Below are 24,070 nucleotides of genomic sequence, written 5' to 3'. Positions count from 1 at the left end.
TACCGCGCTGTTCGCCGCCCCAGAATCGAGGCGACCCGATCGAAGAGGGAGCTTCGGCTGATGAGTTCGATACGAGCAAAGCGTGAAGTGAAGCCGTTCGAGGTGGACGAGAACGGCATGCGTCCGGTGGAGGTCCACTGCCATGGATTCGGAGACGTGGACTTCTCCGACTTCACCCGAGTGGATCTGAGCCGGCTCGACGAGTGGTGCGCGACCGAGGGCGTGCTGGCGCTGCCCACCATGTATCTGCACCGCGACCGGCTGGCCGAGTTCGAGGCGTTCATGCGCCGTTACGCCGAGATGCGCAAGGACGGGCTGCTGCCGCACGTGCCGGGTGTGGCGCTCGAAGGTCCCCTCCTCTCGCACCGGGGCGGCACCCCGACCTCCACCGTCTGGGCGCCGAGCCGGCAGGAGTGGGAACGGCTGGCCGCCCTCGGACAGCACGGCCTGGTGTACACGGTCGTGTCCCCGGACGCGTACTCCCCGGAGTCCGTGCTCCAGGACGACGCCAACCTCCGTACCAGCGACTTCTCCTGGATCGTGCCGACCCTGCTGGCCCAGGGCGTGCGCCCGGCGCTCGGCCACTTCACCCGGGACAACCCGAAGCGCAGTGCCGAGAACGTCGACGCCATCGTGGAGATCGCCTACCAGTCGGAGTGGAACGGAACCGGCGTCCGGGTGACCACGGACCACCTGTTCAACGACATGCCGCTCAACATCCGGCATGCCTTCCGGACCGAGCGGGCCCGCCGCGAGCGCGACCGCGTCATCGAGTCGTACGAGCTGTCCAACTGGACCCTCGACAACATCAGCGAGATCGCCGGCCCCGTGCCCGGCGCCATCATCAAGCAGGCCGTCAACTGCCGTATCTCGGCCTGCATCAACTTCGACGGAGAGCACGTCGACCTGGCGCTGGCCGCCCGGGCCGTGCAGCTGATGGGACCGCGCAATGCCATGATCATGACCGACCGGTGCGACTCCGCGCGCCTCGGCGGCCGGCCGCTGCACAACACCGGTGACAACGGCCTGTGGTACGAGGAGAACGGCGTCGTCGCGGCCGGATCGCAGCCGTTGGCGCTGCACATCGCCAACGCCAAGGCCCACGGGTTGTCCGACGCGGACATCCGGCACCTCACCAGCCGCACCGCGCACCGCACCTTCGGCATCCCCGTGGCCGCACAAGCGGTGGCCACGGCGGCCTGACGGGCGCGGGGCCCCATGAGCGACGCGGCCGGCCCGCCCCCGCTCCGGCCGCGTCTCCCCGGCACACCCGGGGCGGAAACCTCCCCCGCGGCGCGGTGAAAGAACATCGCCGCCTGCTGAGGAAACACCGCGGAACGCATGGTTCTTGCCACTGCCAGAAGAACGGGACAGGAATGTGTTTGATCACGTCGCCGACGCGATGAAACAGCCGGACATCATTCGACTGGACAACGACCTGTATGTCCTGCGTTTCGAGATGATGAAACTGCACTCGGCGCTGGAAGCCGTGCGGAATCTGCTGGTGACCGGAGTCGTGAAACCCGGCGACACCCTGATGGACAGCTCCAGCGGCACCTATGGCTATTCCCTTGCGATGGCCTGCCACAAATACGGCATGAAGTGCCGCATCGTGTGCTCCACCAAGGTGGACGAAAAACTGCGCCGCCAGCTGGAGATGCTGGGCGCGCGCATCGAACAGGTGACGATCCCGCCGGGCCCGCTGGTCGACAAAATGGACCAGGCGGCCCGCATGGAACGCGTCGCCCACATCCTGGACACCGAACAGAACGTCCACTGGATGCAGCAGTACCACGATGCGGTGCACTACCTCGGCTACCGGGAAGTCGCGCAGATGCTGCACAAGGAGTTCGGCGGCGAGCCGTTCACCCTGGTGGGCGGAGTCGGCTCGGGCGCCTCCACCGGCGGGCTGACCAGCTGCCTGCGCGAACTCGGCGACGACGTGGAACTCGTCGGCGTGGAGCCCTTCGAGAGCATCACCTTCGGCAGCGAACCGGTCGAGGACCCGGTCGCCTCGATATCGGGCATCGGCAGCCCCATCCACATGCGCAACGTACGCCATGAACTCTACGACCGGGTGCACTGGATCGACTTCGACAGCGCGGTGACGGCCACCATCGACCTGTTCCGCCGACACGCCCTGTACGCGGGCATGTCCGCGGGCTGCACCTACCTCGCGGCCCGCTGGGAAGCGGCCCGAGCCCCCGGGCGGCCCTGCGTCTTCGTCGCCGCCGACACCGGACACCGCTACGCCGACAGCGTCTACGCCCGCCCGGAGAGCCCCGCGAGCGTCGAGGACCTGGCGCCCCGGCACATCGACACCCAGGACGAACTCGCCCTGCCGTGGTCCGTCATGTGCTGGGGGCGCCGGTCCTTCCAGCCCCGCGTCAAGGAGACCGCGCGGTGACCCCGCCCGAGGGACGCAACCTCATCGCCCTGGAGTGGCTGCAGTTCGGCCTCGGCCGCCTGGTGAGCGCCGCAGCCGACGAAGACCTGACCGTCCATCTCCTGACCGGCGACCGCTCCGAGTACCAGCACGAACTGGCGAGCGCCGACAGCCGCCGGCTGGTCGTGCACGACGTGAACACCTTCGACGTGAGCGAGGTCGTCGACGCGGCCGGGCGGATCGGTGACGTCGCCGGGCTGGTCAGCACCACCGACACCTGGAGCCTGGTGGCGCTCGCCGCCCGCCGGGAACTCGGACTCGGCGGACAGGACCCCGAGTCCGTGCGCCTGGTCCGTGACAAGGCGCGACTGCGCCGGCGCCTGCACGAGCACGGGCTCTCCCGCGCCGACGGCCGGCCCGTCGCCGACACCGACGACGCCGCCGCGGTCGCCGCCCGCACCGGCCTGCCTCTCATCGTCAAGGACAGCGCCGGGACGGGCAGCCAGCACGTCTGGCTGGCCCGCACCACCGACGAGCTCAGCACCGTCCTGCACGTGGCCAGGCGCGCCCCGCTGCGCGGACGACTCACCGCGGAGCCCTACTTCCTGGGTCCGCTGTACAGCATGGAGACCCTCACCTGGGAGGGCAGCACCCGTCTGCTCGCCGTCAGCAGCCGTGTCCTGTCCCCGCCCCCGGTGTTCCGGGAGGAAGCACTCGCGCTCCCGGTGATCCTGCCCGGAGGCATGGCGGAGGAGGCCGCACGCTGGATCGAACGGGTGCTCAAGGCGGTCGGCTACACCGAGGGCTTCGCGCACACCGAGTTCATCCTCACCGACCAGGGCTTCGAGGTCGTCGAGATCAACCCCCGGCTCGGGGGCGGCCTGGTCGGCGAAGGGCTGTGCAGGGCGCTGGACGTCAATGCGTACGCCGCGTTCGTCGACCTCGCGCTCCGCCGGCGCCCCGCCGTCCTGGACGAGCCCCTGTCGCCGCTGCGCGGTGCCGCGCACGCCCGGCTCTACGCCCCGCGCCCGGGCGTCTTCCGCGGCGTCGAGGGCGCCCGGCTGCTCACGGGCCATCCCGGCAGCCCGGCCGTCCGCTCCGCACTGCCGGACGGCGCCGAGGTGACCACGGTGACCGACCAGGACGGATGCGTCGCCGTGGTGTCCGCCACCGGCGCCACCTCGGAACTCGCCCTGCAGAACGTACTGTCCGCCGCCGGCGAGCTGAGCGTGCGGATGGAAGGAGATCGCCGTGACTGAGCGCAGGCCCCACCTCCTCGTCCTCAGCGGCTGGGCGGGAGTGATCGAGACCGCCCTCTCGCTCGGCTTCGACGTCAGCTTCATCGGCAACACCGCCGACTTCACCCCGCACGACCTGGAGGTCCTCGACCGCTGCCGGTTCGTCCGGCCGCTGCCCGCCGAACAGGTCGTCGGCTGTCTGGAGGCGGCCCGCGCCATGCACGGCGAGCATCCGCTCGACGCGGCCGTCTCCTTCGGCGAGTTCGGTCTGGAGAGCTGCGCCGTCGTCGCCGACGCCCTCGGCATCAGGGGGCTGCCCCTCGCCTCGGTGGCCGCCACCCGCTACAAGGACCGGATGCGCGCCATCCTGGCCGACCATCCCGAACTGGGTCTCGGCTGGGCCCGAGTCGCGAGCGCCGAGGACCTGGCGAAGTTCCACGCGCGCCACGGCCTGCCGCTCATCCTCAAACCCGTCGCCGGTTCGGGCAGCGTGGGAGTCCGCCAGATCACCACCGCCGAGGAACTGCGCACCGCCCTGGACGACGCCCGGCTCTGGATCGGCGAGCCCCACCTGGCCGAGGAGTTCATCGAGGGGGACGAGCTCTACAGCGTGGAGACGGTGACCCTGAACGGCCGGCACGCGGTCGCCGGGATCTCCCTGTGCCGTCTTGCCCGGCACCCCAACCCGGCCGTCACCGAGATCACCGTGCCGCCCCCGGCGCCGTACGACCGGCACCTGCCGCGCATCACCGACGCCGTGGTGGCCTTCCTCGACGCCATCGGCCACACCTGGGGCCTCACCCACACCGAGGTCAAGGTGGCCCGCGACGGGCGGCCGGTGATCATCGAGTCGCAGACCCGCATCGGCGGCTACCGCATCTTCCGCATGGTCGAGCACGCCGGCGGCGTCGACGAGATCGCCACGGTCCTGCGCAGCCTGCTGCCCGGCGGCGAGCGCGTGACCTCCCCGCATCTGCCGCCCACCCACGCGGTGGGCGGGGTGGTCTCGCTGATCCCGCCCGCGAAACGCGTGCTGCGCACCGCCGACCCCGAACTGCTGCGCGCCGTCGAGGGCGTCGAGGACTTCGAGATCGACATCCGCCCGGGGGAGACACCGCTGCCCGTCGCCGCCAACACCAGGCGCCCGGGGCTGATCTGGCTGCGGGTGCCGGATCACGCGGCGGCCGAGCGCACCAAGCGGGACATCGCCCGCACGTACTGGGTGGAATTCGAGGACGGCGATGTCTGGCACCCGTCGTTCTGAACTGAGAGCCGGTCTGGCCGGACTGCCTCCGAGTCTCCGCTTCCTGCTGGCCACCTCGTTCGTCATGCCGCTCGGCAGCTTCATGGTGCTGCCCTTCCTGGCGATCCTGCTGCACGAGCGCCTGGGCATGGCGATGGGCACGGTCGGCGTGCTGCTGGGGACGACGTCCTTCCTGCAGTTCGCCGGCTGCCTCGGCGGCGGGCTGGTGGCGGAGCGGATCGGGCTGAAGCCTGCCATGGTGACCGGTCTGGTCGTCCGCACCACCGGTTTCGGCCTGTTCACGCTGGGGCTGTCCGCCCCCGGACCGGCCGTCGCCGCGGTGCTGCTCGCCGCGACCGGCGACGCGCTCTACTCCCCGGCCAACAAGGCCTTCCTCGTCCGGGAGGTCTCCGAGGAACACCGCTCGGTGCTGCTCTCGCTGAACAACTCGGCGCTGAGCAGCGGAATGGCCTTGGGCACGTTGATCTCGGGACTGCTGATCGTCCACATGCCCCTGCTCGTGTTGTCGGTCGTCACGGTCCTGTTCGCCGCACTGACCCTGCTGCACGCGGTGCTGCTGCCGCGCGGCGGCCCGGTGCGCCCGGCCGACGGCGGCAGCCGGGCCGACTGGGTCAGGGCATTCCTCACCCCGCCGGCCTTCGTGGCCGCGATCAGCTCCTATCTGTACTGGTTCTTCCAGAACTACCTCGGCGTGTTCGTCACCGCCTCCCACCCGGCGGTGGTCTACAGCCTCGCCCTCGTCGTCAACAGCGTTGTCGTCATCGTCGGACAGCCCCTGGCCGCCCGCTGGATCGGCCGTGTGCGCTACTCCACGGCCACGCTGGTGGCGTTCTCCGCCTTCACCCTCGGGCTGCTGGCCTTCGGCCGCGCCGGAGTCTCCTTCGTCCTGCTCGGCACGGTCCTGGTGAGCGTCGGCGAAGGAGTCATCTTCCTGAAGAACGAACTGGCGGCCCTCCGGGCCGTACCCGGACGCCCCACGCTGGCCGTCGGAAGCCAGCGGATGGCGCTCGGCCTCGGCTCGTTCACCAGCGGCATCGTCGGAGGCCGGCTCTACGCGCTCGCCCAGTCCGGCGGGGACTCCGCGCACTTCTGGGTCTACGTGGCACCGCAGGCCCTGCTCGCTGCCGCCCTCGTGCTGCCGGCGTCCCGTGTCGTTCGCGCCCGCCGGGCGGCCACCGCGGCACGCTCGGCCCCCGACGGAACGAGCGGCGACCCGGAGCCTCGTACGGCGCACACTCCCTCCGCCCCGGCGGGGGACGACGACGCCACCGACACGCGCCTCAGCGCCGAGGCCCCTCATGGAAGCGGGTGAGCAACCTTCGTGGAACAGCTCCTGGAATCCGGCCGACGCGGCCCGGCCACGACCCGTCTGCCGGTGGCCCGGCTGCGCTGGGCGATCAGTCTCTTCTTCGCCCTCGACGGCTTCGTGTTCGCCGGGTGGGTCGTCCGCATCCCCGCGATCAAGGAACAGATCGACGCCTCGCCGGGCGTGCTCGGACTGGCCCTCCTGGGCGTGTCGGTGGGATCGGTGACCACCATGCTGCTGGCCGGCCGGCTGTGTCGGCGCTACGGCAACCACCCCGTCACCGTCGTCACCGCGGCCCTGCTGTCGCTGTCGGTCACGCTGCCGCCGCTGACCCATGACGCGGTGCAACTCGGCCTCGTCCTGCTGCTGTTCGGCGCGGCCTACGGCGGCCTCAACGTTGCCTTCAACGCGGCAGCCGTGGATCTGGCCGAGGCGATCGGACGTCCGATCCTCCCTTCCTTCCACGCGGCGTTCAGCGCGGGCGGGCTGGCCGGAGCCGGTCTGGGCGGCCTGCTCGCCCCGTACCTCAGCCCGCAGCGGCACCTGCTGCTGCTTGCCGTCGTCGGGCTCCTGGTCACCGCCTTCGCCGGCCGGGTCCTGCTGCGCGCCCCCGTACCCCGCGGGCCCGGCTCCCCGGCCGAGGCCACGCGGACCGCCGGCAGCGGCAGCACGGACCGTCTGCGGCTGTTCATCGTGGTCTACGGGCTGATCACCCTGTGCACGGCCTATGGCGAGGGCGCGCTCGCCGACTGGGGCGCGCTGCACCTCTCCGCGGACCTGCACACCGGACCGGGCGTGGCGGCATCCGGGTACGCCGTCTTCGCGCTGACGATGACGGTGTCCCGCGCATCGGGCACCTGGCTCCTGGAACGGCTCGGGGACACGGCCGTCCTGGTGACCGGAGGCCTGCTCGCCGCGGTGGGCATGCTGACCGGAGCCCTGGCCCCGCAGACGTGGCTGGTCTTCCTCGGATACGCGCTGACCGGGATGGGACTGGCCAACGTCTTCCCCGTCGCCGTAGGCAACGCCGGTGCGTCCGGCGGCTCCCAGGGGGTCGCCGTGGCGTCCACCCTCGGCTACACCGGCATCCTGCTCGGCCCGCCGTCCATCGGCTTCCTGAGCGAGGCGTTCGGGCTGCCGGCGGCCATGACCACCATCGCCGCACTCGCCGCACTGGCCGCCCTCCTCGGCCACCTGGTGCGCCGCGGCCGGGACCGCACCCGCAATACGCCCGCCTGACCCGCGACGCCCAACGGACCCGAGCCCGCGACTCCCCCCGCCACCCACGAAGGAGCCCCATGGCCGTCAAAGGATGCATGTTCGACTTCAACGGCACACTCTTCCACCTGGAGGACGCCGAGAGCTGGCTCCGGGCCGTGGCCGAGGAATCCGGCCGTGCCCTTGCGGCGGATGAACTACGGCGGTGGGCGCACCACTTGACGGACTTCGGGGCGGTGCCGGGCGGACCGGCACCGCGTGACGCCGGCCCCGAGCTGACGGCCCTGTGGCACGAGCGGGACCTGGACGCCGTACGGCACCGGGCGGCGTACACCGGGCTGCTGCGGGCCGCGGGACTGCCCTGGCCCGAGCTGACCGACGCGCTCTACGCACGCCACATGACCCCGCCCGCCTGGCAGCCCTACCCGGACACCCAGGAGGTGCTGCGGACGCTGCGGGAGCACGGCGTGCGCGTGGCGGTGGTCAGCAACATCGGCTACGACCTGCGGCCCGTCTTCCGCCACCACGGCATGGACGGCTACGTGGACACCTTCGTGCTGTCCTACGAACACGGCGTGCAGAAGCCCGACGAACGCCTGTTCACCCTCGCCTGCGAGCGCCTGGGACTCGCCGGACCCGATGTGGCCATGGTCGGCGACGACCGGGTGGCGGACGCCGGTGCGGCCGCCCTCGGCTCACCCGTGTACTTCGTCGACCCGCTGCCCGTCGACCGGCGCCCCGATGCCCTGCTGGGACTCCTCGACCGCCTGCTGTGAGCCCCGCCCCCGGACGCACCCGCAACCACCCACGGACGGAGAACGAGCACCATGCCCCTCACACCCGGGGACAGCGCGCCCCGTATCGCCCTGGTGGGCGCCACCGGCGCCGTAGGCACCACCTTGATCCGGCTCATCGAGGAGCGCGGGTTCCGCTACCGGGACGTACGCCTCGTCGCCTCCGCACGTTCGGCGGGCCATGAGCTGACCGTCGACGGCCGCGTCCACCGCGTCGAAGCCCTCGACACCTTCGACTTCTCCGCCACCGACCTCGCCTTCTTCTCGGCCGGCGGTGCCGTGAGCCGGAAGTGGGTGCCCTCGGCGGTCGCCCGGGGCGCACTGGTCATCGACAACACGAACGCCTTCCGCATGGACGCCGGCACCCCGTTGGTCGTCCCCCAGGTCAACGCGGCCGAACTCGACGTCCGCCCGGCCACTGGCGTCATCGCCAACCCGAACTGCTCCACCATCCCGCTCGTCCGGCTGCTGCGGCCCGTCGAGGAGCGGTGGGGCATCCGGCACGCCGTGGTGAGCACTTACCAGGCCGCCTCCGGGCGCGGCCACTCGGGCCTCGCCGAGCTGGCCGAAGCCAGCCGGATCGCACTGGAGGACCCCGCGGCCACTCCACCGGCCACCGCCTTCTCCCCGGCCCTCGCCTTCGACGTCATTCCCTTCATCGACGAACTCCTCGACACCGGCTTCACGTTGGAGGAGCAGAAGATGCTCCAGGAGTCCCGCAAGATCCTCGGGCTCCCGCATCTCGACGTGACCACCACCTGCGTCCGGGTACCGGTGATGAACGGCCACTCGGAGGCGGTCTGGATCGAGTGCGACGACGTGGTCGACCGCACGGAACTGGTCCGGTTGCTCGCCGCCGAACCCGAGGTCACCGTCCACGACGCGGACACCCCGGGAGCCTTCCCCACACCGCGCACCACCAAGAACCCCGACCACGTGCACGTCGGGCGCGTCCGGGTGAGCCCGCGCAATCCGCGCGGCTTCTGGCTGTGGGCCGTGGCGGACAACCTCCGCATCGGAGCCGCCCTCAACGCCCTGCAGATCGCCGAGTCGCTCGTCGAACGGGGCGTGCTGTGACGGTCCCCGCCCCGCCCGCGGTCCTCAAGTTCGGCGGTTCCAGTTTCGCCACACCCGCCGCGTACGGCGAGCTGGCGTACTCCCTGTCCGCCCGGCTGGATGCCGGAGGGCGGCGACTGGCCGTCGTCGTGAGCGCCATGCCCGGGGAGACCGAGCGGCTGCGGGAACGGCTGCACGCCGTCGATCCCCGTCCCTCGGGCGACCGGGTGGCCGGGCTGCTCACCCTCGCGGACACCGTCAGCGCCCACCTCCTGGCCGCCGCGCTGCACCGTGTCGGCCGGACGGCCACCGTGCTGGCCGGGCCGCGCACGGGGTTCACGACCGAGGGGCCCTTCATGTGGGCCCGGCTGAGCCGGACCGACCCGCGTCCGCTGCGCCGCGCCCTGGACGAGCACGAGGTGGTCGTCGTCCCCGGTGGCCAGGCCGTCGACGCCGAGGGCCGCCCCACCTGGCTGGGCAAGAACAGCTCGGACCTGTCCGCGGTGGCGGTGGCCGTCGCCGTGGGTGCCGGCGAGTGCGAGATCCACTCCGACGTCGAGGGCATTCACAGCTGCGACCCGAACCAGGTCACCGCCACCCGGCTGCTGGACCACGTCTCCTACGCCGACGCCACCGCGATGTCGCGGCACGGCGCGAAGGTGCTGCACCACCGTGCCGTACGCCTCGCCGAACGGCGCGGTGTCACCATCGTCTGCCGGCACAACACCCCGCCCTTCACGCCGGGCACCGTCATCGGCCCCGGCGCCGCCACGGCCGACGCCGTGGTGCTCAACCTGCGCTCCGTCGTCCTCGCCCATCCCGACCACGCGACCGCCGACCGGGCGCACCGGGCGTTCCGCGCCGACGGCGTGGACGCGATCCGGCTGGACGACACCCCGTGCGTCGCCGTGATCGGCGGCTATGCCGACCCGGAGGAGGTCCAGCGCCGGCACGGTGTGGCACCCGGCCGCTGGGCCGGTGTGCCCGTGACCGAGATCCGGGACGGACTGGCCACCGTCCACGTCGCCGCCGACGAACACGAGGCGGTGCGCCTGGCACGGGAGTTGCACGCCGGCCTCCCCGACCACCCCGCCCCACCCCGCATCCACCCGCACACCGAAGGAGTACGCGCATGACCGTCCACGCGCCTGCCCCGGCCGCTCCGGTCACCCTCGCCGAGATCGATGTGCCGGATCACGTCCGCGACACCCTCGCCGTGCACCTGGTCAAGGAGCCCGGCCCGTCCCGCGACATCGACTGGGCGATGACCCGCTACCTGCAGATCTTCGCGCGCATGCCCACCGAACTACTGCAGCGCTTCCTGGACTTCGGCAGGCACCCCGACACCCCGGGCGTCGGCCACGTCCGCAACCTTCCCGTGGATCCGAGGCTGCCCGGCACCCCGCGCGACGGCAGGCCGAGCTCGGAGAAGGCCACCTTCGTCGCCGAGGGCGTCCTGTTGGGGCTGAGCGGACTGCTGGGCGAGCCGGTCGGGTTCGCCACCGAGAAGAGCGGGCAACTGGTGCACGACGTCGTCCCGGTCGCGAGCGGCGCCCGCACACAGACGAACCAGGGGTCGGCGGTCTTCCTCAACTTCCACAACGACATCGTCCACGACCCCTCCGGCCGCTACGACCTCGCCAGTCCCGACTTCCTCGTCCTCAGCTGCCTGCGTGCCGACCCGGAGGGCGTGGCGGGCACGTACTACGCCGACGCCCGCGACATCTGCCGCGCCCTCGACGAGGCGACGCTGCGGACCCTGCGCAGCCCCCTGTTCCGGATGAACGCGCCCGGCAGCTACGTCCGCGACGTCGCGCACGGCGCCGAGGTGCTGTCCGACCCGGTCCCGATGATCAGCGGACCGGAGTCATGCCCCGAGGTGTCCGCGGCGGCCAACGGGGTGCGCCCGCTGGACGACGAGGCGCGTTCGGCCCTGGACCGTCTCCAGGCCACCTGCCGGGCGGTCGCCCATCATGTGCTCCTGCGGCCCGGCCAGGCACTGCTGATCAACAACCGCAAGGGCCTGCACGCGCGTTCGCCGTTCACGGCGCACTACGACGGACGCGACCGCTGGCTGCAGCGGACATATGTACGCCGCAACCAGTGGGACATCCGCCACCGCGCCGTTCCCGGAACCCGCCGCCTCCACTGAGTGGGACGCCATGACCAACATCGCAGTGATCAACTACGGCCCCCGGCTGGACTATCCCGCCATGTTCCCCGACGTGGCCGACCGCCTCCATGTGTTCAGCCACCACGAGCTGACGAACACCGAGGGGCTCGGCGGATACGAACACGTGCCGGAGTGCGAGACCGTGCCCTATCCGGAACTGATGATCCGCCGGATGGCCCGGGAACGGCCGTTCACCCACATCATCACGGACAACGAGTACGACCTGGAACGGGTTGCGCGGATGCGGCAGGACCTCGGCATCCCGGGCCAGTCCGCGGCCAGCGCACTGTCGTTCCGCGACAAGGTGGTGATGAAAGAGGTCGCGCGACGTACCGTCCCGACGGCCCCGTTCGCCCGCCTCGCCGCGTTCACCGAACTGACGGACTTCATCGCGGAGCACGGGTTCCCCGTCGTCGTCAAACCCGTCAAGCAGGGCGGATCGCGCGACATCACCGTGCTGCACGGCGACGAGGAACTGGTCGCCTTCAGCCGCAGGCCCTGGCGGGAGGACCTGATGGCGGAGACGTTCGTCAAGGGCCCGATGTACCACGTGGACGCCGTCCTGGCCCCCGGCTACCGCTTCGTGGCCTCCTCCCGCTACCTGCGCAGCTGCCTGGGCGTCTTCTCCGGGGAGAACAACGGCTCCGTCCAGCTGCGGCCCGACGACCCCTTGGCCCTGCGGCTGGAGGACTTCCTCGACCGGGTGCTGGGCGCCTTCGACACTCCCGAGGCGGGCGCCTACCACCTGGAGGTCTTCCACACACCCGAGGACGAACTGGTGATGTGCGAGATCGCCTCCCGCGTGGGCGGGGACCGCATTCCCGCCCTCACCCGGGCCACCTACGGGGTGGACCTGCACACCGCTTCCCTGCGCCTGTCCTGCCAACTGCCCTGCGAGCCGCCCTGCGCCGACCCGCCGGCCGAGGTGCACGGCTCGGTCTCCATCCTGCCGCAGGGCCGCCCGGTACGGCTGCCGGGCAGGCCGCCGTTCCCGTGGGTGCGGCACTACGAGGTGAACGAACAGATCGCACCCGACGCGGTCACCCTCTACAGCGCTTCGCACCTGTGCTTCGTCATCGTGAGCGGCGTCGACGCCGCCGAGGTGGAGCGACGGCTGCTCCGGGCCGAGTCCTGGCTGATGGAGCACATCGAGGAACTGCCGACCGCCTGAACCGCACAACGAGGTGACACCATGCCCTACAGGATTCTCGTCCTGGTCTCGGAAGCGTACAAATTCAAGCTGGACAACCACTCGATCATCCCCAGCGCCCTGTATCGCGAGGGCCACGAGGTGCACATCGGGGACATCGACACGCTGGGCGTCCATGACTCCGTCGTCGTGTGCGACCGTATGCGGGTCTCCGAGGAGTTCGTCGCCGGCGGCGAGTTCCCGAAGCTCAGCGAGCCCTACGCCTCGGCCGAGGATTTCGACCTGGTCTGGGTGCTCGCCGGCACACATCCCGAGGCGACCACCGACTACTTCCAGCTGCTGTGGCTGCTCAACCGCAGGGTGCCGTTCGTCAACGACGCGACCGCCCTGTTCTACCTGAACGCCAAGACCAACCTCGGCGCGGTGGTGCCCGCGGAGAACGTGCCCGCCTCGTACGTCTCGAACGACTACGAGTTCCTGAACGACCTCGTCGGGTCCGACCCCGGCCGCTCCTGGGTCACCAAGCCGACCAACGGCGGCTGTGGGCAGAACGTCTATGTCGTCAACGACAAGGACCGCAACCGCTCGGCGATGCTGGCCGCCGCGACCGGCAACGCGACATCCCGCTACGTCAGTTACGGCCGCGACATCATCGGCATGGCCAAGCGTTACACCGCGGTGCAGGAGTACATCCCCAACGTGCGCAGCAACGAAAAGCGCGTGATCCTCGCCGGCGATGTGCCCGTGACCGGTTTCCTGCGTTTCCACCGGGACAACGACCATCGCGCCAACGCCACGGTCGGCGCCCGCTTCGAACGCCTCACCCTCACCCCGGACGAGGAGGTGTTCCTGCGCCGCTTCGGCAAGCGGCTGATGGACCACGGCATCTTCTACGTGGGGGTCGACCTCGCCTATCCGTACGTCATCGAGCTGAACATGGAGAACCCCGGCGGGCTGAACTACCACCGGCGGGCCACGGGCGAGGACAAGTCCTCCGAGGCGGTGAACGCGGTCCTGAACGCCCTGCGCACGGCGGGCAAGCTGTCTCAAGATCGCTGGTAGCGGAGCCGCCGGCGCGTGGTCCCTCCTAGGCTTGGTGTCATCCCTGGCTCCTGGAACAGAAAGCTGAACCCTTTTGATGGACGAGCGAGTTGTCATCGTGACCGGCGCCGGCTCCGGCATCGGGGAGGCCACCGCCCGGTTGCTGCGCGCGCAGGGTCACCAGGTGGTGGTCTCCGGGCGACGGGTGGAACCGCTGCGGCGGCTGGAGCGGGAAATCGGCGCACTGGCGTGTCCGTGCGACGCGGGCGACGACGACGCCGCCGAACTCCTTGTCCGTACGGCCCTCGACGCCCACGGGCGGCTGGACGGTGTCGTGCTCAACGCGGGCATCGGACGCGGCGGCACCGTCGGGGACCTGTCGCCGGCGGACTGGGACGAGGTGATGCGCACCAACGTCACCGGTCCGATGCTGCTCCTGCGCGCGGCGATCCCGCATCTGGTGCGGACGCGCGGAGCGGTCGTCGCCGTCGCGTCGGTCTCCGCCCTGCGCAACGGGCCGAGCAACGCCCCCTACGCCGTGTCCAAGGCCGCCCTGCTGTCGCTGTGCCGTTCCGTGGCCGTCGACTACGGGCGCGCGGGGGTGCGTGCCAACATCGTGTGCCCCAGCTGGGTGAGGACCGAGATGGCCGACCGGCGCATGGAGCGTTTCGCCCGGGAGGCGGGCCTGGACGGCGGTGTGGCATCCGCCTACGAGGCGGTGACGATGCCACTGCCCATGGGCCGGGTCGGCGAGCCGCATGAAGTCGCCGAGACGATCGGGTGGTTGGTCTCCCCGGCGGCGTCCTACGTCAACGGTGCGGTGCTCACGGTCGACGGCGGGGCGACGGCCCTGGATCCCGGGACCCTCGCGTTCGACCACCACATCGCACCACGCGCCGGCGCCGACCTCTGACACCGGCGGAGTCACTTCGGCCGGGACGTGCCCCGTCCGGCCCGCCGCGGCTGCGGTCCGGGGCCGCCCGGGGCGGCCCCGGCGGGGAGTGCGCCGGGCGGGGGCGGCCACATGCGGGCGATCGCCAGGAGGGTCGCCGGGCTGCCGCGATCGACGCCGGGCAGCGCGGACGGAGCGGACGGCGGCGCGCCGGCGAGCTTGGCGCGCCGGGCCTGGTCCAGTGCACAGGCCAGTGCGGCCGCCGCGAGGCGTTCCCCGCGCAGCCCCGCCTGCCGGTGCGCCCGGTCGAAGGCGTCCGGCCGGACGTACTGCTGCAGGTGCAGCAGCGCGTCGTACGTCTCGATGGTCTGCCGGTGTGCCTGCAGGGCGTACGAAGAGCGCGGGCGCAGCACCTCGTGGACCCGGGTCCGCTGCGGCTGGGCGAGGGCCACATGCGGTGCCGCGGCCACGAGATCTCGCCACAGTGGCCACAGCAGCCAGGTGGTCCGCAGGGCCGCCAGCGACCGGGCGGAGGCCGTGGCGACGGGGACGAGCAGTGAGGCCGCGCGGAAGAAGCCGTGGAGGCTCATGATCAGGGACAGCCAGGGGAGCATGCCGTCGACCCGGACGTAGAGGTGGATCAGGTAGCCGCACCAGAAGGCGATGGCCAGGACGCTTCCCGCCGCGAACAGCCGCAGTGACCAGACGAGATCGCGGTCGTCGGTACGTGCGCTGTATCGCCGGCAGACGACCACCGCGACGGCGTCACCGGCCAGGTGGGCGGCGACGAGGATCAACCGGTAGAGGGACGACGGGTCGGCAGGTCCCTGGGGTGATGTCCGCGAGACCGTCTGATCGGCTCCCAGCAGGTACAGGGCGAGCAGTGAGCCCATGGCCGCCGTCAGCCCCGCCGTCACGGCGAGGTGCGGGCGACGGGCACGCGTGGAGTCGACGATGAACAGCAGGACCAGTCCGGCGCTCAGGACGCCGATCAGGTTGCGGACCAGGGAGACCGTCCGGTAGGTGCCGCCGAGGTCCGTCAGCCACCCGACGACCCTGGGCTGAAACAGGGTGATGGCGACGGTCGCGGCGAGGACCGTGAGCCACAGGCCCCGCTGGGAGGGCAGGCGCAGCGCCGGACCCGCCCGCAGTCCGAGGGCGAACCACAGGGCGAGGACACCGCACACTCCGACCTGGGCCGCCAGCTCACTCACCGCCGCCGGCCCTCACTCCCAGAAAGGCACCGAGCCGCCCCAGCGCGCCGACCGAGCGGCCGGGTGTCCCGGCGCTCTGTATCAGGCTGGCGATCATCTCGGCTTCCTGTTCCTCGGCGGTGCTGTAACCGGTCCGGGCCATGAGGCGTTCGACGAGCCAGGGCTGGAGACCGTCGAGCAGCTGACCGACCAAGGCGTCGGTCCTGGCGGTGACGCCACGGTGGTGGTCGCACAGCACATGGCCGATCTCGTGCATGATGATGTGCTCTCGGTGCAGGGGCGCCGTCCGGGCTTCGTAGAAGACGTAGTCGGCGTCGTCGGTGCCCAGCCACAGTCCGCACACCCCGGTCGAGGCGGCCCGCTCGGGCAGCTCCTTCAGAATGAGCGGCCGGCCCCGGAGTTCCTCCACCCGCTCGTGGATCGCGTCGAGCGAAAGGGACCGAGGCACACCGAGATCGCTCAGGATCGCCCTGCATCTGCGCTGCAACTCGACGTAGTCGCCGGTTCGCCTCACGTGCCGTCCTGTCTCCCGGAACCAGCCGCGGTTCCACCGTTTCGGGTATCCGCGCTACGACCCATGTCTCCCCCGGAAATGGGAAATCGCTCTCAGGCTCCACTGGACAGGCCTCCAGCGGACACGGTCTCTCCCGCGCCCCATCAGCCGTCCTCCACCACGAACAAGGCCGATCCGACGCCGTCTGTTGACCTTCGGCCCAAAACGTAACCCAGTTCTCCGGAAGGCCGGCTTGTCGAGCGCGTGATCAGGCCAAGCCGCGGCGGCAGCCCCTGCCGACCTCCTGTCATCCCGTTCACCAGGGAAAACGCAGTGCGTGCGGTCGCGCCGGCGAGGTGCGTTCCCGCCTGTTCGAAGGGGGGCCCGCATCGGCATCGTGCGCCGGGCGCGGGCGGAGACCGATGCCGGCGACCTGCCTTGGAGGGGCGCTTGGTGTGCGAGGGCGGCCCTGGCGGTGATCGCGACCGGGCCGCCCGGCGGCCATGTCGCCGACGCCAAGGCCACCCGGCGCGCCGCCCGCACTCGCGCCCTCGCCGACGTCCAGCTGGGCGCCCCGCGCGCCGACCGCCGGCTCGTGGGAGATGCCGTGCTGCATCCCGGCGGGCGCCCGCTGCTGAAGGAGCTGTGCGCGGCCTCCCTGGCGGTCGGCGTCGAGTTCATCGTGGGTTGGTCAGCGACTGCCACGCGGCTCGATGAGGAGTTCGTCTTTGCGAGCGCACCATGGGGCACGACGCACCCGAGGGCCGAACCGGGGTTTTGGTCCGTGACTGGTCCGGAAGGACTCGTCAGGTGGGGTACGGCAGCGGGAGGCAGCGGGAGTCGGCGCGCCGGCCGAGCTCGGTCCAGAGCGGGCTGAATGAAAGGCGCCTGACGGGCGAAAACCCGGGTCAGGTGCCTTTTTCGTGCGTCTAGAAGAAGCCCAGCTTCTTCGGCGAGTACGACACCAGCAGATTCTTCGTCTGCTGGTGGTGCACGGCGCACATGGCTCTGACCAGTATGAATGCCAGTTTTCACACAGGGAGGGCCGGCTCTGGCCCGTATATGGTCCGGATCTTGATCGTGAACTGGGCGAGGCCGGAGGCGGAGAAGGGCTCGCTCTGGATCAGGCGTGATGCGCGAAGCCAGTGGGACGACGAGATCTTCTTGAGGTTGTCTGCCAAAGTGTGCTGACATGCAGCGATGCGCTCCCCAGGGGGGAGCAGGCAGACGATCGTCGGGTGCGTTGAGGAAAGCCTGACGCCAGCCTGACGCCCATGTGCTCCGGTTACAGTTCGTAATCGATAGCGGGTGGCGAGAGTCTGCTGAAATGGCCATAGGGACTGCACCAGGGCCAGTGCGCGGGGCTCCCACACAGGCCCCGAGCCCTCTCAGCCTACGATCGCCGCCGCTCCACGGCGCGGCAGTCTGATCGAAGCGGGCCCCATCCGGGTTTACAGGTGCTCTTCGGCCAGTTCTTCAACACCACCGCCATGACCATCAGTCGGCAGTGAAAGACTCCGCCCACTCGTGGAAGCCACGGTGCTTCCCCCCTCAAGAGTTTGCATCTGCACGCCAGACGTCGTCGTCAGGTACCTCAACTCGCCGAATCCAGGATCAAATCAGCGTTCTGATTCCCGGCAAGGCCCAGCAGGATGAGGCGCTTGATCGGGGACTCTGACCAGGCTTTCTCGGAGTTACCCGCAGCCGGGCGGCCTGGCCCCCACGGCCTCAGCCGAGCCACCCCGAACCTCCGCCTCGCCAGTCACGGAGCGGCCAAATCGGACATCGTGTCAACTTGCGCGACGACTGGGCATATTCATCTGCTATCGGGTGATTCGGGGGTCGAGGCATACGTGCAAGCCCCTTGGGCAACCGAAGCAGAAGTCGTAGAGGACAGATGAAGGACGTCTTCAAGAAACCATTCGGCGGGCGGAGATTATGAGCACCACCGACAACAAGAACCAAAACAGCGGCGGAGCCGCCGATGAGCGTCTGGATCTGCCCTCCGTGATACGCGAGGCGAGCACCCAGATCTCCGCGTTGCTGCAGCGCGACGTGGAATCGGTGTCCGCCGTCCGAGCCACGGACAACGGATGGTCGGCGGAGGTCGAGGTCCTCGAATTGGAACGGGTGCCCGACACGATGAGCGTCATGGCGTCGTACCAGATCGAACTCGACCCGCAGGGGCGCCTGCGCGCCTATGAGCGGGTGCGCCGTTACGCCAGAGGCCAGATCGACCGCCGCTGAAAACGGATCTACGAAAAGGGTTCACCATGACACTCGTACAGCAGAGCAGCGTTGCCTCCCAAGGGAGTGGAGGTGGTGGCGGAAATCTCTACGACGTGCTCGAACTCATCCTGGATCGCGGTCTCGTGATCGACGCGTTCGTGCGTGTCTCTCTGGTCGGGATCGAGATACTCAAGATCGACGTCCGAGTCGTCGTCGCCAGCGTCGACACCTACCTGCGGTTCGCCGAGGCGTGCAACCGCCTCGACCTCGAGGCCGGCCGCAAGGCGCCCACCAAGCTCACCGACCTCGTCGGAGACATGACCGAGAGCGGGGCGAAGGGCAAGTCGAAAGGAGCGCTGACCGGAGCGGTCGAGGCGTTCACCGAGTCCCTCTCATCCCGGCACGACGATTCCGAGGCGGAACAGCAGCCGCGCAAGCGTACGGCGCGCAAGTCCACGTCCAGCCGACAGAGCGCACAGCGCAGCGAGGAGTAGAAGATGCCCACCTACGTATACGGCATCACTCGAGCCGATCACCCGCTGCGCCTGGAGAGCGTCCAGGGCGTCGGGGAACCTGCCACGCAGCTGAGGGCCATACGCACCGACACGCTCACCGCGGTGGTCAGTGACGCGCCCGAGGGGCTGCGGGCCAAGCGCCGCGACGTCCGCGCCCATCAGAGCGTCTTGGAGACGCTGATGGCCGACGGCACGACCCTGCCCATGCGCTTCGGGCTGCTCGCCCCGGACGACGACCAGGTCGCGGCGGCGCTGGACGCGGAGGGCGAGGGCTACCAGGCCCGGCTCGCCGAGCTCGACGGCCACGTCGAGTACAACCTCAAGGTCTCCCGTGACGAGGACGACCTCCTGCGTGAGATCGTCACCCACTCCGACCAGGTGCGAGAGCTGCGCGAGCGTAGCCGGGCGACTGGCTCACACGATGACCGAGTCGCCCTCGGCGAGACGGTGTCGCGCGAGGTGGAGGCCCGCAGGGACGCCGAGGCTCAGGAGCTGACCGGTGCGCTGGCCTCGGCTGCGACGAGTGTGTCGGTGGGGCAGGGGGGCCCGGACCTGCTCAGCCTGTCGTTCCTCGTCCGGAGCGCGGAGACAGAGGCGTTCGTCCAGGCCGTGCAGGGCGAGGCCGACCGGCGTGGCGATGCCTACACCTTCACCCTGACCGGCCCGCTGCCGCCGTACAGCTTCGTCTGACGGGCGGGGCGCGGCCCACGAAGCCGGAAGGGAGCGGGGCATGGGCTTGATCACCAGCATCCTTACCCTCCCGCTGGCGCCTGTCCGCGGAACTGCCTGGGTCATTGACCAGGTGCTGACCGCGGCGGAGCAGGAGTACTACGACCCTGGCCCGGTGCGGCAGCAGCTCGCGGCGCTGGAACGCGAGTTGACCGAGGGCCGGATCTCTGAGGAGGAGTACGACCGCCGGGAGGACGAACTGCTCGACCGACTGGACGAGATCGAGCGCTACCAGGAGGAACGCCGGGGCAGCGCTTGACGGTCCGCGACCTGAGAGTGGAGAGACCGAGGTGCACACAGCATGACGAAGAACGTGAAGATAGCCGTCGCTCTGCTGGGCGGATACGTCCTGGGGCGGACGAAGAAGGCCAAGATGGCCTTGGGACTGGGGATGTTTCTGGCGGGCAAGAAGATCGACCTCGACCCCCGGAACATTGGCAAACTGCTCGCGAACTCGCCCGCGCTCGGCGGACTCAACCAGCAGGTGCGCAGCGAGTTGGTCGACGCCACTCGCAGTGCGGCCACCGAGGCGCTCACGCAGCGGGCGGCCGGCCTCGCCTCCTCTCTCGCCAAGCGCACCCAGGCGCTCGGTGCCACCGACGAAGCCCGCGCCGAGGAGCCGGATGGGCCGGACGAGCCGGACGAGCCTGCCGAGGATGGCGGCGACGAGAAGCCGGCTCGGCGCAGGTCCTCGGCCGGCGAGTCGACGAAGGACGGCGGTCGCGCCCCCGCCAAGCGGACCCGATCGGCCGCGGAAGGGGCTGCGCGCCGCACGTCCCAGGCCACCCGCAAGCGCACCGGCGCCGCCAAGTCCGCCGCTTCCAAGCAGACGGGCACCGCCAGGAAGCGGACCAGCTCGGCCCGGAAGAGCGGCGGTGAAGGCAATGGCTGACTCCACCGTCGGCAAGATCCGCAGCGAAGTCATGTCGAACCCCGCCACGGATCGCCTCAAGGAAGAACTGCGCAACTACCTGGTCGCTCGCGCCGAGCACACGGTCACCGGACTGGGACGGAAGCTCGGAGAGGGCGTCTCCAGGCTGGCCCAGCCCGGGGAGGGCGGCGCAAGCGGCCCGCTCAAGAGCCTCGCCAAGGGCGGGCAGACGCTCGCGGATGGCAAGTCGCCGGCACAGGCCGGGGTGAGCGTGGCCGTCTCCCACCTGAAGGACACCGTGAAGGACAAGGTCAAGGGGCTTTTCGGCAAGGGCCGCAAGTCGGGCGGCGGCAAGTCGAAGAGCGTCACCATCGTCGAGGACATCGACGTCGGCGTGCCGGTGCGCGAAGCGTACGACCAGTGGACCCAGTTCCAGGAGTTCAGCACCTTCGCCAAGGGCGTGGTCAGTGTCGAGAAGGCCGACGACACCACCAGCAACTGGAAGGTGAAGGTCGCCAAGTCCACTCGAAGCTGGAAGGCCAACGTCACTGAACAGGTCCCCGACGAGCGGATCACCTGGACGACAGAGGGCGCGAAGGGCACCGTCAAGGGCGTCGTCACCTTCCACGCCGTGACCGACGACCTCACCAAGGTGCTGCTCGTTCTCGAATACTTCCCCAAGGGCCTGTTCGAGAAGACGGGCAACATCTGGCGTGCCCAGGGCCGGCGGGCCCGGCTGGACCTGAAGCTCTACCGCAAGTTCATCATGATGCGCGGAGAGGCCACCGACGGGTGGCGCGGTGAGATCCGCGATGGCGAGGTCGTGGTGTCCCCCGAGGACGCCGTGGAACAGGAACAGGCAGGAGATCAGGACTCGCAGTCCTCTGAGGACCAGGAGCCGGACGAGAACGCCCAGGAGGACGACGACGCGTACGCCGGCGAAGACGAGACCGACGAGCCCTACGACGAGGAAGACGACGAGGGTGCCGAGGACTACGAGGAGGAGTTCGTAGACGGCGAGGAGGAGCCCTACGACGACGAGGAGCCCGACGGCTACCAGGAAGACGAGGCCCGCGGCGGAGCCGAGGACGAAGAGATCTCCGATGAGCCGGAGCCCGAGGTCGAAGACACCGACGAGCCGGACCGCGGCACCCGGCGTCGGCGCACTGCCGAGGCGCAGGCGTGATCAGGGACCGAACGCAGGACGAGGATTGACAACGTGTCCGAATCACTGAGCGGTCGACTGCCCGCCCCCACCCGCTCCGCGTCCCCTTACGCGGCACAGGGATCATCGGCGAACCTTGCTGACATCCTGGAGCGTGTCCTCGACAAGGGAGTGGTGATCGCGGGCGACATCAAGATCAACCTTCTTGACATCGAGTTGCTTACCATCAAGCTCCGCCTGCTGGTTGCGTCCGTCGACAAAGCCAAGGAGATGGGCATCGACTGGTGGGAGCATGACCCCTCCCTCTCTTCGCGTGCTCCTTCCACGCCCTCCCATGCCCCAGCGGCCGAACTGAGCGAGGAGAACGCACGGCTGCGCGCCGAGATCGCCCGTCTGCGGGAGGCCGCTGCGCCGGAGCTCGAGAGTCAGGAGACTTCGCAGGAGAAGTCCGGCCATGAGTGACACCGAACTGCGGTACGTCTACGCCGTCGGCCGAGACGAACTGGCGCTGGAGCAAGTGACGACCCCGCTGACCGGGGTGGACGGCCACCCCCTGCACACGGTGTCGGGAAACGGGCTGGCCGCCGTGGTTTCCGCAGTGCCGTCCGACCGATTCGACGAGACGAACCTGCCAGCCCAGCTCGAAGACCTGGCGCGCCTTGAAGGGCTCGCCCGGGCGCACCACGCAGTCGTGGACGCGGCCTTCGCCCGGACGACGGTCCTGCCGATGCGCCTCGCCACGGTGTACCGCGACGAGGAACGGGTGGCCGAAATGCTCGATGAGCAGCGGCCACAGTTCGACGAGATGCTGGACCTGCTGGACGGTCACGTCGAACTCGGCCTGAAGGTCTACTCCCTGCCGCACGCCATCCCCGAGGCGGCGGAACCCGAACCGGACGCGGCCTCACCGGGCCGCGCCTATCTGCGGCGCCGCAGGGCTCAGCGGGACACCGCGCAGCACGCCCAACGCGTCGCGATCGACCTCGCAAAAGCAGCGACCCTCGAGGCAGGCGCGCTGTCCACGGCCCGCATGGTGCACCGGCCTCAACAGGGGGAGTGGTCGGGCGGGAGAGGCGAGAACGTGGCCAACGAGGCATACCTCGTGCCGCTGGACGCGGTGGAGCAGTTCCGTGCGCGGCTGAGCGCCCTCGCACACCCGGGCGTCGGCATCGAGGTGACCGGACCCTGGGCGCCGTACTCCTTCGCAACCCTACCCGTGCGAGACCGGGCCGAAGATCGAGGGCCGGCATGAGCGCGCCATCCCTCGGGGGCCGAGGCCCCGAACCGCCGGTGGCCCTCATCGACCTGCTGGACCGGCTGCTGAACGGCGGCGCGGTGCTCGCCGGGGATCTGGTCCTCAGCATCGCCGACGTGGATCTGGTCCATATCAACCTCCGCGCGGTCATCCGGTCGGTCACCTCCCAGGCGCCGGCGCCTGGAGAAGCATGTCCGCGGCCGCACAGCCAGGAGTTCTGAATCATGCCCGAAACATCTGTCGACATCCTCGCGGACCGTTTGCTGAGGATGCCAGCGGCGGCACCGGCCGGAAATCTCCAACAACGATGGCAGACAGACCCCGAGACGGTGGAGAGGGATCTCATGAAGCTGGTCCTCACCATCGTCGAACTGCTGCGGCAGCTTATGGAGCGAACTGCGATCCACCGCGTCGATCAAGGCGACCTCTCCGACGACGAGGAGGAACGTATCGGAATGACCCTGATGATCCTTCAGGAGCGGATGGAGGAGCTGTGCAGTCGGTACAACCTAACGATGAATGACCTGAACCTGGATCTCGGTCCATTGGGCTCACTGCTTCCCCGTGAATTCTGATCCATCTGATCACGCTCCGTAATTAGGTTTCAGTTACGGAACGAAAGGAGCACCATGACTACCGGAAGTAACAGCGCCCGGAATTCGACCGCAGCGAGTGCGAAGAAGTCCGCGGCCTCCCGCACGGCGGCAACGCGCAACGCGGCCCACGAGGCCAAGGAGGCGGCGAGCGAGGCGAAGAAATCGGCTGCGTCCAGCGTGCAGTCGGCCAGTGACGCCGGCCAAGGTGTCAGCCGCGCAGCGGTCGCCCGGCTGGAAAGCGGGCAGCAGGCCGTGATCGTCGGCGCCGCCAAGGCGACTGCCGTTGCGACCACGGCATGGACAGTCGTCAAGCATCGAAAAGCGGTCGTGGCGGGCGCGGCAGCGGCCGTGGCGGGGGTCGCCGGGGCGTCCTTCGCGATCGGCCGTTCGACGCGAAAGGTCCGCATGGGCCCGCTGACCCGTCTCACGGGCGGACGCATCTGAGCCCGCTGACCGCGGCTGCCGGGGGAGGGCAAGATACGCCG

26 protein-coding genes are annotated in these 24,070 nt (G+C 70.0%); 24 read left to right on the top strand and 2 right to left on the bottom strand.

All coding sequences use genetic code 11. The annotated features are described in order from the left end of the window. Positions 1 to 60 precede the first annotated feature (60 nt). The 13 genes from ACFZCP_RS30005 (at position 61) to ACFZCP_RS29945 (ending at position 14,539) form a co-directional block, all read left to right on the top strand. Positions 61 to 1,203, top strand: a complete 1,143-nt coding sequence (locus ACFZCP_RS30005; protein ID WP_391432746.1) for a hypothetical protein — start codon at positions 61 to 63, stop codon at positions 1,201 to 1,203. A gap of 175 nt (positions 1,204 to 1,378) precedes the next feature. Continuing rightward, entirely contained in the window at positions 1,379 to 2,407 is a 1,029-nt protein-coding gene (locus ACFZCP_RS30000; protein WP_391432743.1) for a pyridoxal-phosphate dependent enzyme, read from the top strand. After that, positions 2,404 to 3,645: an ATP-grasp domain-containing protein gene (locus tag ACFZCP_RS29995; RefSeq protein WP_391432740.1), complete on the top strand. Its 1,242-nt coding sequence runs from the start codon at positions 2,404 to 2,406 to the stop codon at positions 3,643 to 3,645. Before ACFZCP_RS30000 ends, ACFZCP_RS29995 begins: the two co-directional genes overlap by 4 nt. Continuing rightward, positions 3,638 to 4,888, top strand: a complete 1,251-nt coding sequence (locus ACFZCP_RS29990) for an ATP-grasp domain-containing protein (RefSeq protein WP_391432736.1) — start codon at positions 3,638 to 3,640, stop codon at positions 4,886 to 4,888. Before ACFZCP_RS29995 ends, ACFZCP_RS29990 begins: the two co-directional genes overlap by 8 nt. Then, complete coding sequence (locus tag ACFZCP_RS29985) at positions 4,866 to 6,200, top strand: MFS transporter (RefSeq protein ID WP_391432733.1); 1,335 nt, start codon at positions 4,866 to 4,868, stop codon at positions 6,198 to 6,200. The genes ACFZCP_RS29990 and ACFZCP_RS29985 overlap by 23 nt, the downstream gene beginning before the upstream one ends. Positions 6,201 to 6,209: 9 nt before the next feature. Next, positions 6,210 to 7,433 (top strand): MFS transporter, encoded by a 1,224-nt coding sequence (locus tag ACFZCP_RS29980; protein WP_391432730.1) that lies wholly within the window; start codon positions 6,210 to 6,212, stop codon positions 7,431 to 7,433. 59 nt (positions 7,434 to 7,492) lie between these two features. Then, complete coding sequence (locus tag ACFZCP_RS29975) at positions 7,493 to 8,188, top strand: HAD-IA family hydrolase (protein WP_391432727.1); 696 nt, start codon at positions 7,493 to 7,495, stop codon at positions 8,186 to 8,188. A 51-nt stretch (positions 8,189 to 8,239) separates the two neighbouring features. After that, positions 8,240 to 9,283 (top strand): aspartate-semialdehyde dehydrogenase, encoded by a 1,044-nt coding sequence (locus tag ACFZCP_RS29970; RefSeq protein WP_391432724.1) that lies wholly within the window; start codon positions 8,240 to 8,242, stop codon positions 9,281 to 9,283. Beyond that, positions 9,280 to 10,398 carry an aspartate kinase gene (locus ACFZCP_RS29965; protein ID WP_391432720.1) on the top strand — a complete coding sequence of 373 codons (1,119 nt, stop codon included), beginning with the start codon at positions 9,280 to 9,282 and terminating at the stop codon, positions 10,396 to 10,398. Before ACFZCP_RS29970 ends, ACFZCP_RS29965 begins: the two co-directional genes overlap by 4 nt. Continuing rightward, positions 10,395 to 11,414, top strand: coding sequence for a TauD/TfdA family dioxygenase (locus ACFZCP_RS29960; RefSeq protein WP_391432717.1), 1,020 nt, complete (start codon positions 10,395 to 10,397; stop codon positions 11,412 to 11,414). The genes ACFZCP_RS29965 and ACFZCP_RS29960 overlap by 4 nt, the downstream gene beginning before the upstream one ends. A 10-nt stretch (positions 11,415 to 11,424) precedes the next feature. Beyond that, positions 11,425 to 12,606 carry an acetyl-CoA carboxylase biotin carboxylase subunit family protein gene (locus ACFZCP_RS29955; protein ID WP_391432713.1) on the top strand — a complete coding sequence of 394 codons (1,182 nt, stop codon included), beginning with the start codon at positions 11,425 to 11,427 and terminating at the stop codon, positions 12,604 to 12,606. 21 nt (positions 12,607 to 12,627) lie between these two features. Continuing rightward, positions 12,628 to 13,647 (top strand): RimK family alpha-L-glutamate ligase, encoded by a 1,020-nt coding sequence (locus tag ACFZCP_RS29950; protein WP_391432710.1) that lies wholly within the window; start codon positions 12,628 to 12,630, stop codon positions 13,645 to 13,647. Between the two features lie 73 nt (positions 13,648 to 13,720). Continuing rightward, positions 13,721 to 14,539, top strand: a complete 819-nt coding sequence (locus ACFZCP_RS29945) for an SDR family oxidoreductase (RefSeq protein WP_391432707.1) — start codon at positions 13,721 to 13,723, stop codon at positions 14,537 to 14,539. Positions 14,540 to 14,550: 11 nt separating this feature from the next. Here ACFZCP_RS29945 and ACFZCP_RS29940 read toward each other — a convergent pair whose 3' ends face one another. After that, a complete protein-coding gene (locus tag ACFZCP_RS29940) occupies positions 14,551 to 15,732 on the bottom strand; it encodes an MAB_1171c family putative transporter (protein ID WP_391432704.1) in 1,182 nt (393 codons plus the stop codon). Next, a complete protein-coding gene (locus ACFZCP_RS29935) occupies positions 15,725 to 16,246 on the bottom strand; it encodes a regulator component (RefSeq protein WP_391432702.1) in 522 nt (173 codons plus the stop codon). The genes ACFZCP_RS29940 and ACFZCP_RS29935 overlap by 8 nt, the downstream gene beginning before the upstream one ends. A 1,917-nt stretch (positions 16,247 to 18,163) precedes the next feature. Here ACFZCP_RS29935 and ACFZCP_RS29930 point away from each other — a divergent pair. The 11 genes from ACFZCP_RS29930 to ACFZCP_RS29880 are packed head-to-tail and all read left to right on the top strand — an operon-like array spanning position 18,164 to position 24,029. After that, complete coding sequence (locus tag ACFZCP_RS29930) at positions 18,164 to 18,472, top strand: gas vesicle protein GvpO (protein ID WP_391432700.1); 309 nt, start codon at positions 18,164 to 18,166, stop codon at positions 18,470 to 18,472. A gap of 26 nt (positions 18,473 to 18,498) precedes the next feature. Next, on the top strand, positions 18,499 to 18,948 hold the full coding sequence (locus ACFZCP_RS29925) for a gas vesicle protein GvpJ (protein WP_391432698.1): 450 nt from the start codon (positions 18,499 to 18,501) through the stop codon (positions 18,946 to 18,948). 3 nt (positions 18,949 to 18,951) lie between these two features. Beyond that, positions 18,952 to 19,659 (top strand): GvpL/GvpF family gas vesicle protein, encoded by a 708-nt coding sequence (locus ACFZCP_RS29920; RefSeq protein WP_391432695.1) that lies wholly within the window; start codon positions 18,952 to 18,954, stop codon positions 19,657 to 19,659. A 40-nt stretch (positions 19,660 to 19,699) separates the two neighbouring features. Next, a complete protein-coding gene (locus ACFZCP_RS29915; RefSeq protein ID WP_391432691.1) occupies positions 19,700 to 19,957 on the top strand; it encodes a gas vesicle protein GvpG in 258 nt (85 codons plus the stop codon). Between the two features lie 42 nt (positions 19,958 to 19,999). Continuing rightward, complete coding sequence (locus ACFZCP_RS29910; RefSeq protein ID WP_391432687.1) at positions 20,000 to 20,590, top strand: hypothetical protein; 591 nt, start codon at positions 20,000 to 20,002, stop codon at positions 20,588 to 20,590. Further along, the gene (locus ACFZCP_RS29905) at positions 20,583 to 21,755 is read left to right on the top strand and encodes an SRPBCC family protein (RefSeq protein ID WP_391432684.1); all 1,173 of its coding nucleotides are present in this window, start codon (positions 20,583 to 20,585) and stop codon (positions 21,753 to 21,755) included. The genes ACFZCP_RS29910 and ACFZCP_RS29905 overlap by 8 nt, the downstream gene beginning before the upstream one ends. Before the next feature lie 33 nt (positions 21,756 to 21,788). Beyond that, complete coding sequence (gvpJ, locus tag ACFZCP_RS29900; protein ID WP_391432681.1) at positions 21,789 to 22,196, top strand: gas vesicle protein GvpJ; 408 nt, start codon at positions 21,789 to 21,791, stop codon at positions 22,194 to 22,196. Further along, the gene (locus ACFZCP_RS29895; protein ID WP_391432678.1) at positions 22,189 to 22,986 is read left to right on the top strand and encodes a GvpL/GvpF family gas vesicle protein; all 798 of its coding nucleotides are present in this window, start codon (positions 22,189 to 22,191) and stop codon (positions 22,984 to 22,986) included. Before gvpJ ends, ACFZCP_RS29895 begins: the two co-directional genes overlap by 8 nt. Next, positions 22,983 to 23,210: a gas vesicle protein GvpJ gene (locus ACFZCP_RS29890; protein WP_391432675.1), complete on the top strand. Its 228-nt coding sequence runs from the start codon at positions 22,983 to 22,985 to the stop codon at positions 23,208 to 23,210. The genes ACFZCP_RS29895 and ACFZCP_RS29890 overlap by 4 nt, the downstream gene beginning before the upstream one ends. A gap of 48 nt (positions 23,211 to 23,258) precedes the next feature. Then, a complete protein-coding gene (locus ACFZCP_RS29885) occupies positions 23,259 to 23,564 on the top strand; it encodes a gas vesicle protein GvpK (protein ID WP_391432867.1) in 306 nt (101 codons plus the stop codon). A gap of 54 nt (positions 23,565 to 23,618) precedes the next feature. Then, the gene (locus ACFZCP_RS29880) at positions 23,619 to 24,029 is read left to right on the top strand and encodes a hypothetical protein (RefSeq protein ID WP_391432672.1); all 411 of its coding nucleotides are present in this window, start codon (positions 23,619 to 23,621) and stop codon (positions 24,027 to 24,029) included. Positions 24,030 to 24,070 lie beyond the last annotated feature (41 nt).

It is taken from the genome of Streptomyces sp. NPDC007971, from assembly GCF_042958635.1.
Lineage (GTDB): Bacteria > Actinomycetota > Actinomycetes > Streptomycetales > Streptomycetaceae > Streptomyces.
The sequence above is the reverse complement of the archived record's forward strand: the minus strand, read 5'-3'. Positions and strand labels throughout refer to the sequence as shown.

Bases quoted from the DNA above. Each gene is read 5' to 3' on its own strand.
- ACFZCP_RS30005 (WP_391432746.1), top strand. From the start codon at position 61: ATGAGTTCGATACGAGCAAAGCGTGAAGTGAAGCCGTTCGAGGTGGAC.
- ACFZCP_RS29985 (WP_391432733.1), top strand. From the start codon at position 4,866: ATGTCTGGCACCCGTCGTTCTGAACTGAGAGCCGGTCTGGCCGGACTG.
- ACFZCP_RS29975 (WP_391432727.1), top strand. From the start codon at position 7,493: ATGGCCGTCAAAGGATGCATGTTCGACTTCAACGGCACACTCTTCCAC.
- ACFZCP_RS29970 (WP_391432724.1), top strand. From the start codon at position 8,240: ATGCCCCTCACACCCGGGGACAGCGCGCCCCGTATCGCCCTGGTGGGC.
- ACFZCP_RS29960 (WP_391432717.1), top strand. From the start codon at position 10,395: ATGACCGTCCACGCGCCTGCCCCGGCCGCTCCGGTCACCCTCGCCGAG.
- ACFZCP_RS29955 (WP_391432713.1), top strand. From the start codon at position 11,425: ATGACCAACATCGCAGTGATCAACTACGGCCCCCGGCTGGACTATCCC.
- ACFZCP_RS29950 (WP_391432710.1), top strand. From the start codon at position 12,628: ATGCCCTACAGGATTCTCGTCCTGGTCTCGGAAGCGTACAAATTCAAG.
- ACFZCP_RS29930 (WP_391432700.1), top strand. From the start codon at position 18,164: ATGAGCACCACCGACAACAAGAACCAAAACAGCGGCGGAGCCGCCGAT.
- ACFZCP_RS29925 (WP_391432698.1), top strand. From the start codon at position 18,499: ATGACACTCGTACAGCAGAGCAGCGTTGCCTCCCAAGGGAGTGGAGGT.
- ACFZCP_RS29920 (WP_391432695.1), top strand. From the start codon at position 18,952: ATGCCCACCTACGTATACGGCATCACTCGAGCCGATCACCCGCTGCGC.
- ACFZCP_RS29915 (WP_391432691.1), top strand. From the start codon at position 19,700: ATGGGCTTGATCACCAGCATCCTTACCCTCCCGCTGGCGCCTGTCCGC.
- ACFZCP_RS29910 (WP_391432687.1), top strand. From the start codon at position 20,000: ATGACGAAGAACGTGAAGATAGCCGTCGCTCTGCTGGGCGGATACGTC.
- ACFZCP_RS29905 (WP_391432684.1), top strand. From the start codon at position 20,583: ATGGCTGACTCCACCGTCGGCAAGATCCGCAGCGAAGTCATGTCGAAC.
- ACFZCP_RS29895 (WP_391432678.1), top strand. From the start codon at position 22,189: ATGAGTGACACCGAACTGCGGTACGTCTACGCCGTCGGCCGAGACGAA.
- ACFZCP_RS29890 (WP_391432675.1), top strand. From the start codon at position 22,983: ATGAGCGCGCCATCCCTCGGGGGCCGAGGCCCCGAACCGCCGGTGGCC.
- ACFZCP_RS29885 (WP_391432867.1), top strand. From the start codon at position 23,259: ATGCCAGCGGCGGCACCGGCCGGAAATCTCCAACAACGATGGCAGACA.
- ACFZCP_RS29880 (WP_391432672.1), top strand. From the start codon at position 23,619: ATGACTACCGGAAGTAACAGCGCCCGGAATTCGACCGCAGCGAGTGCG.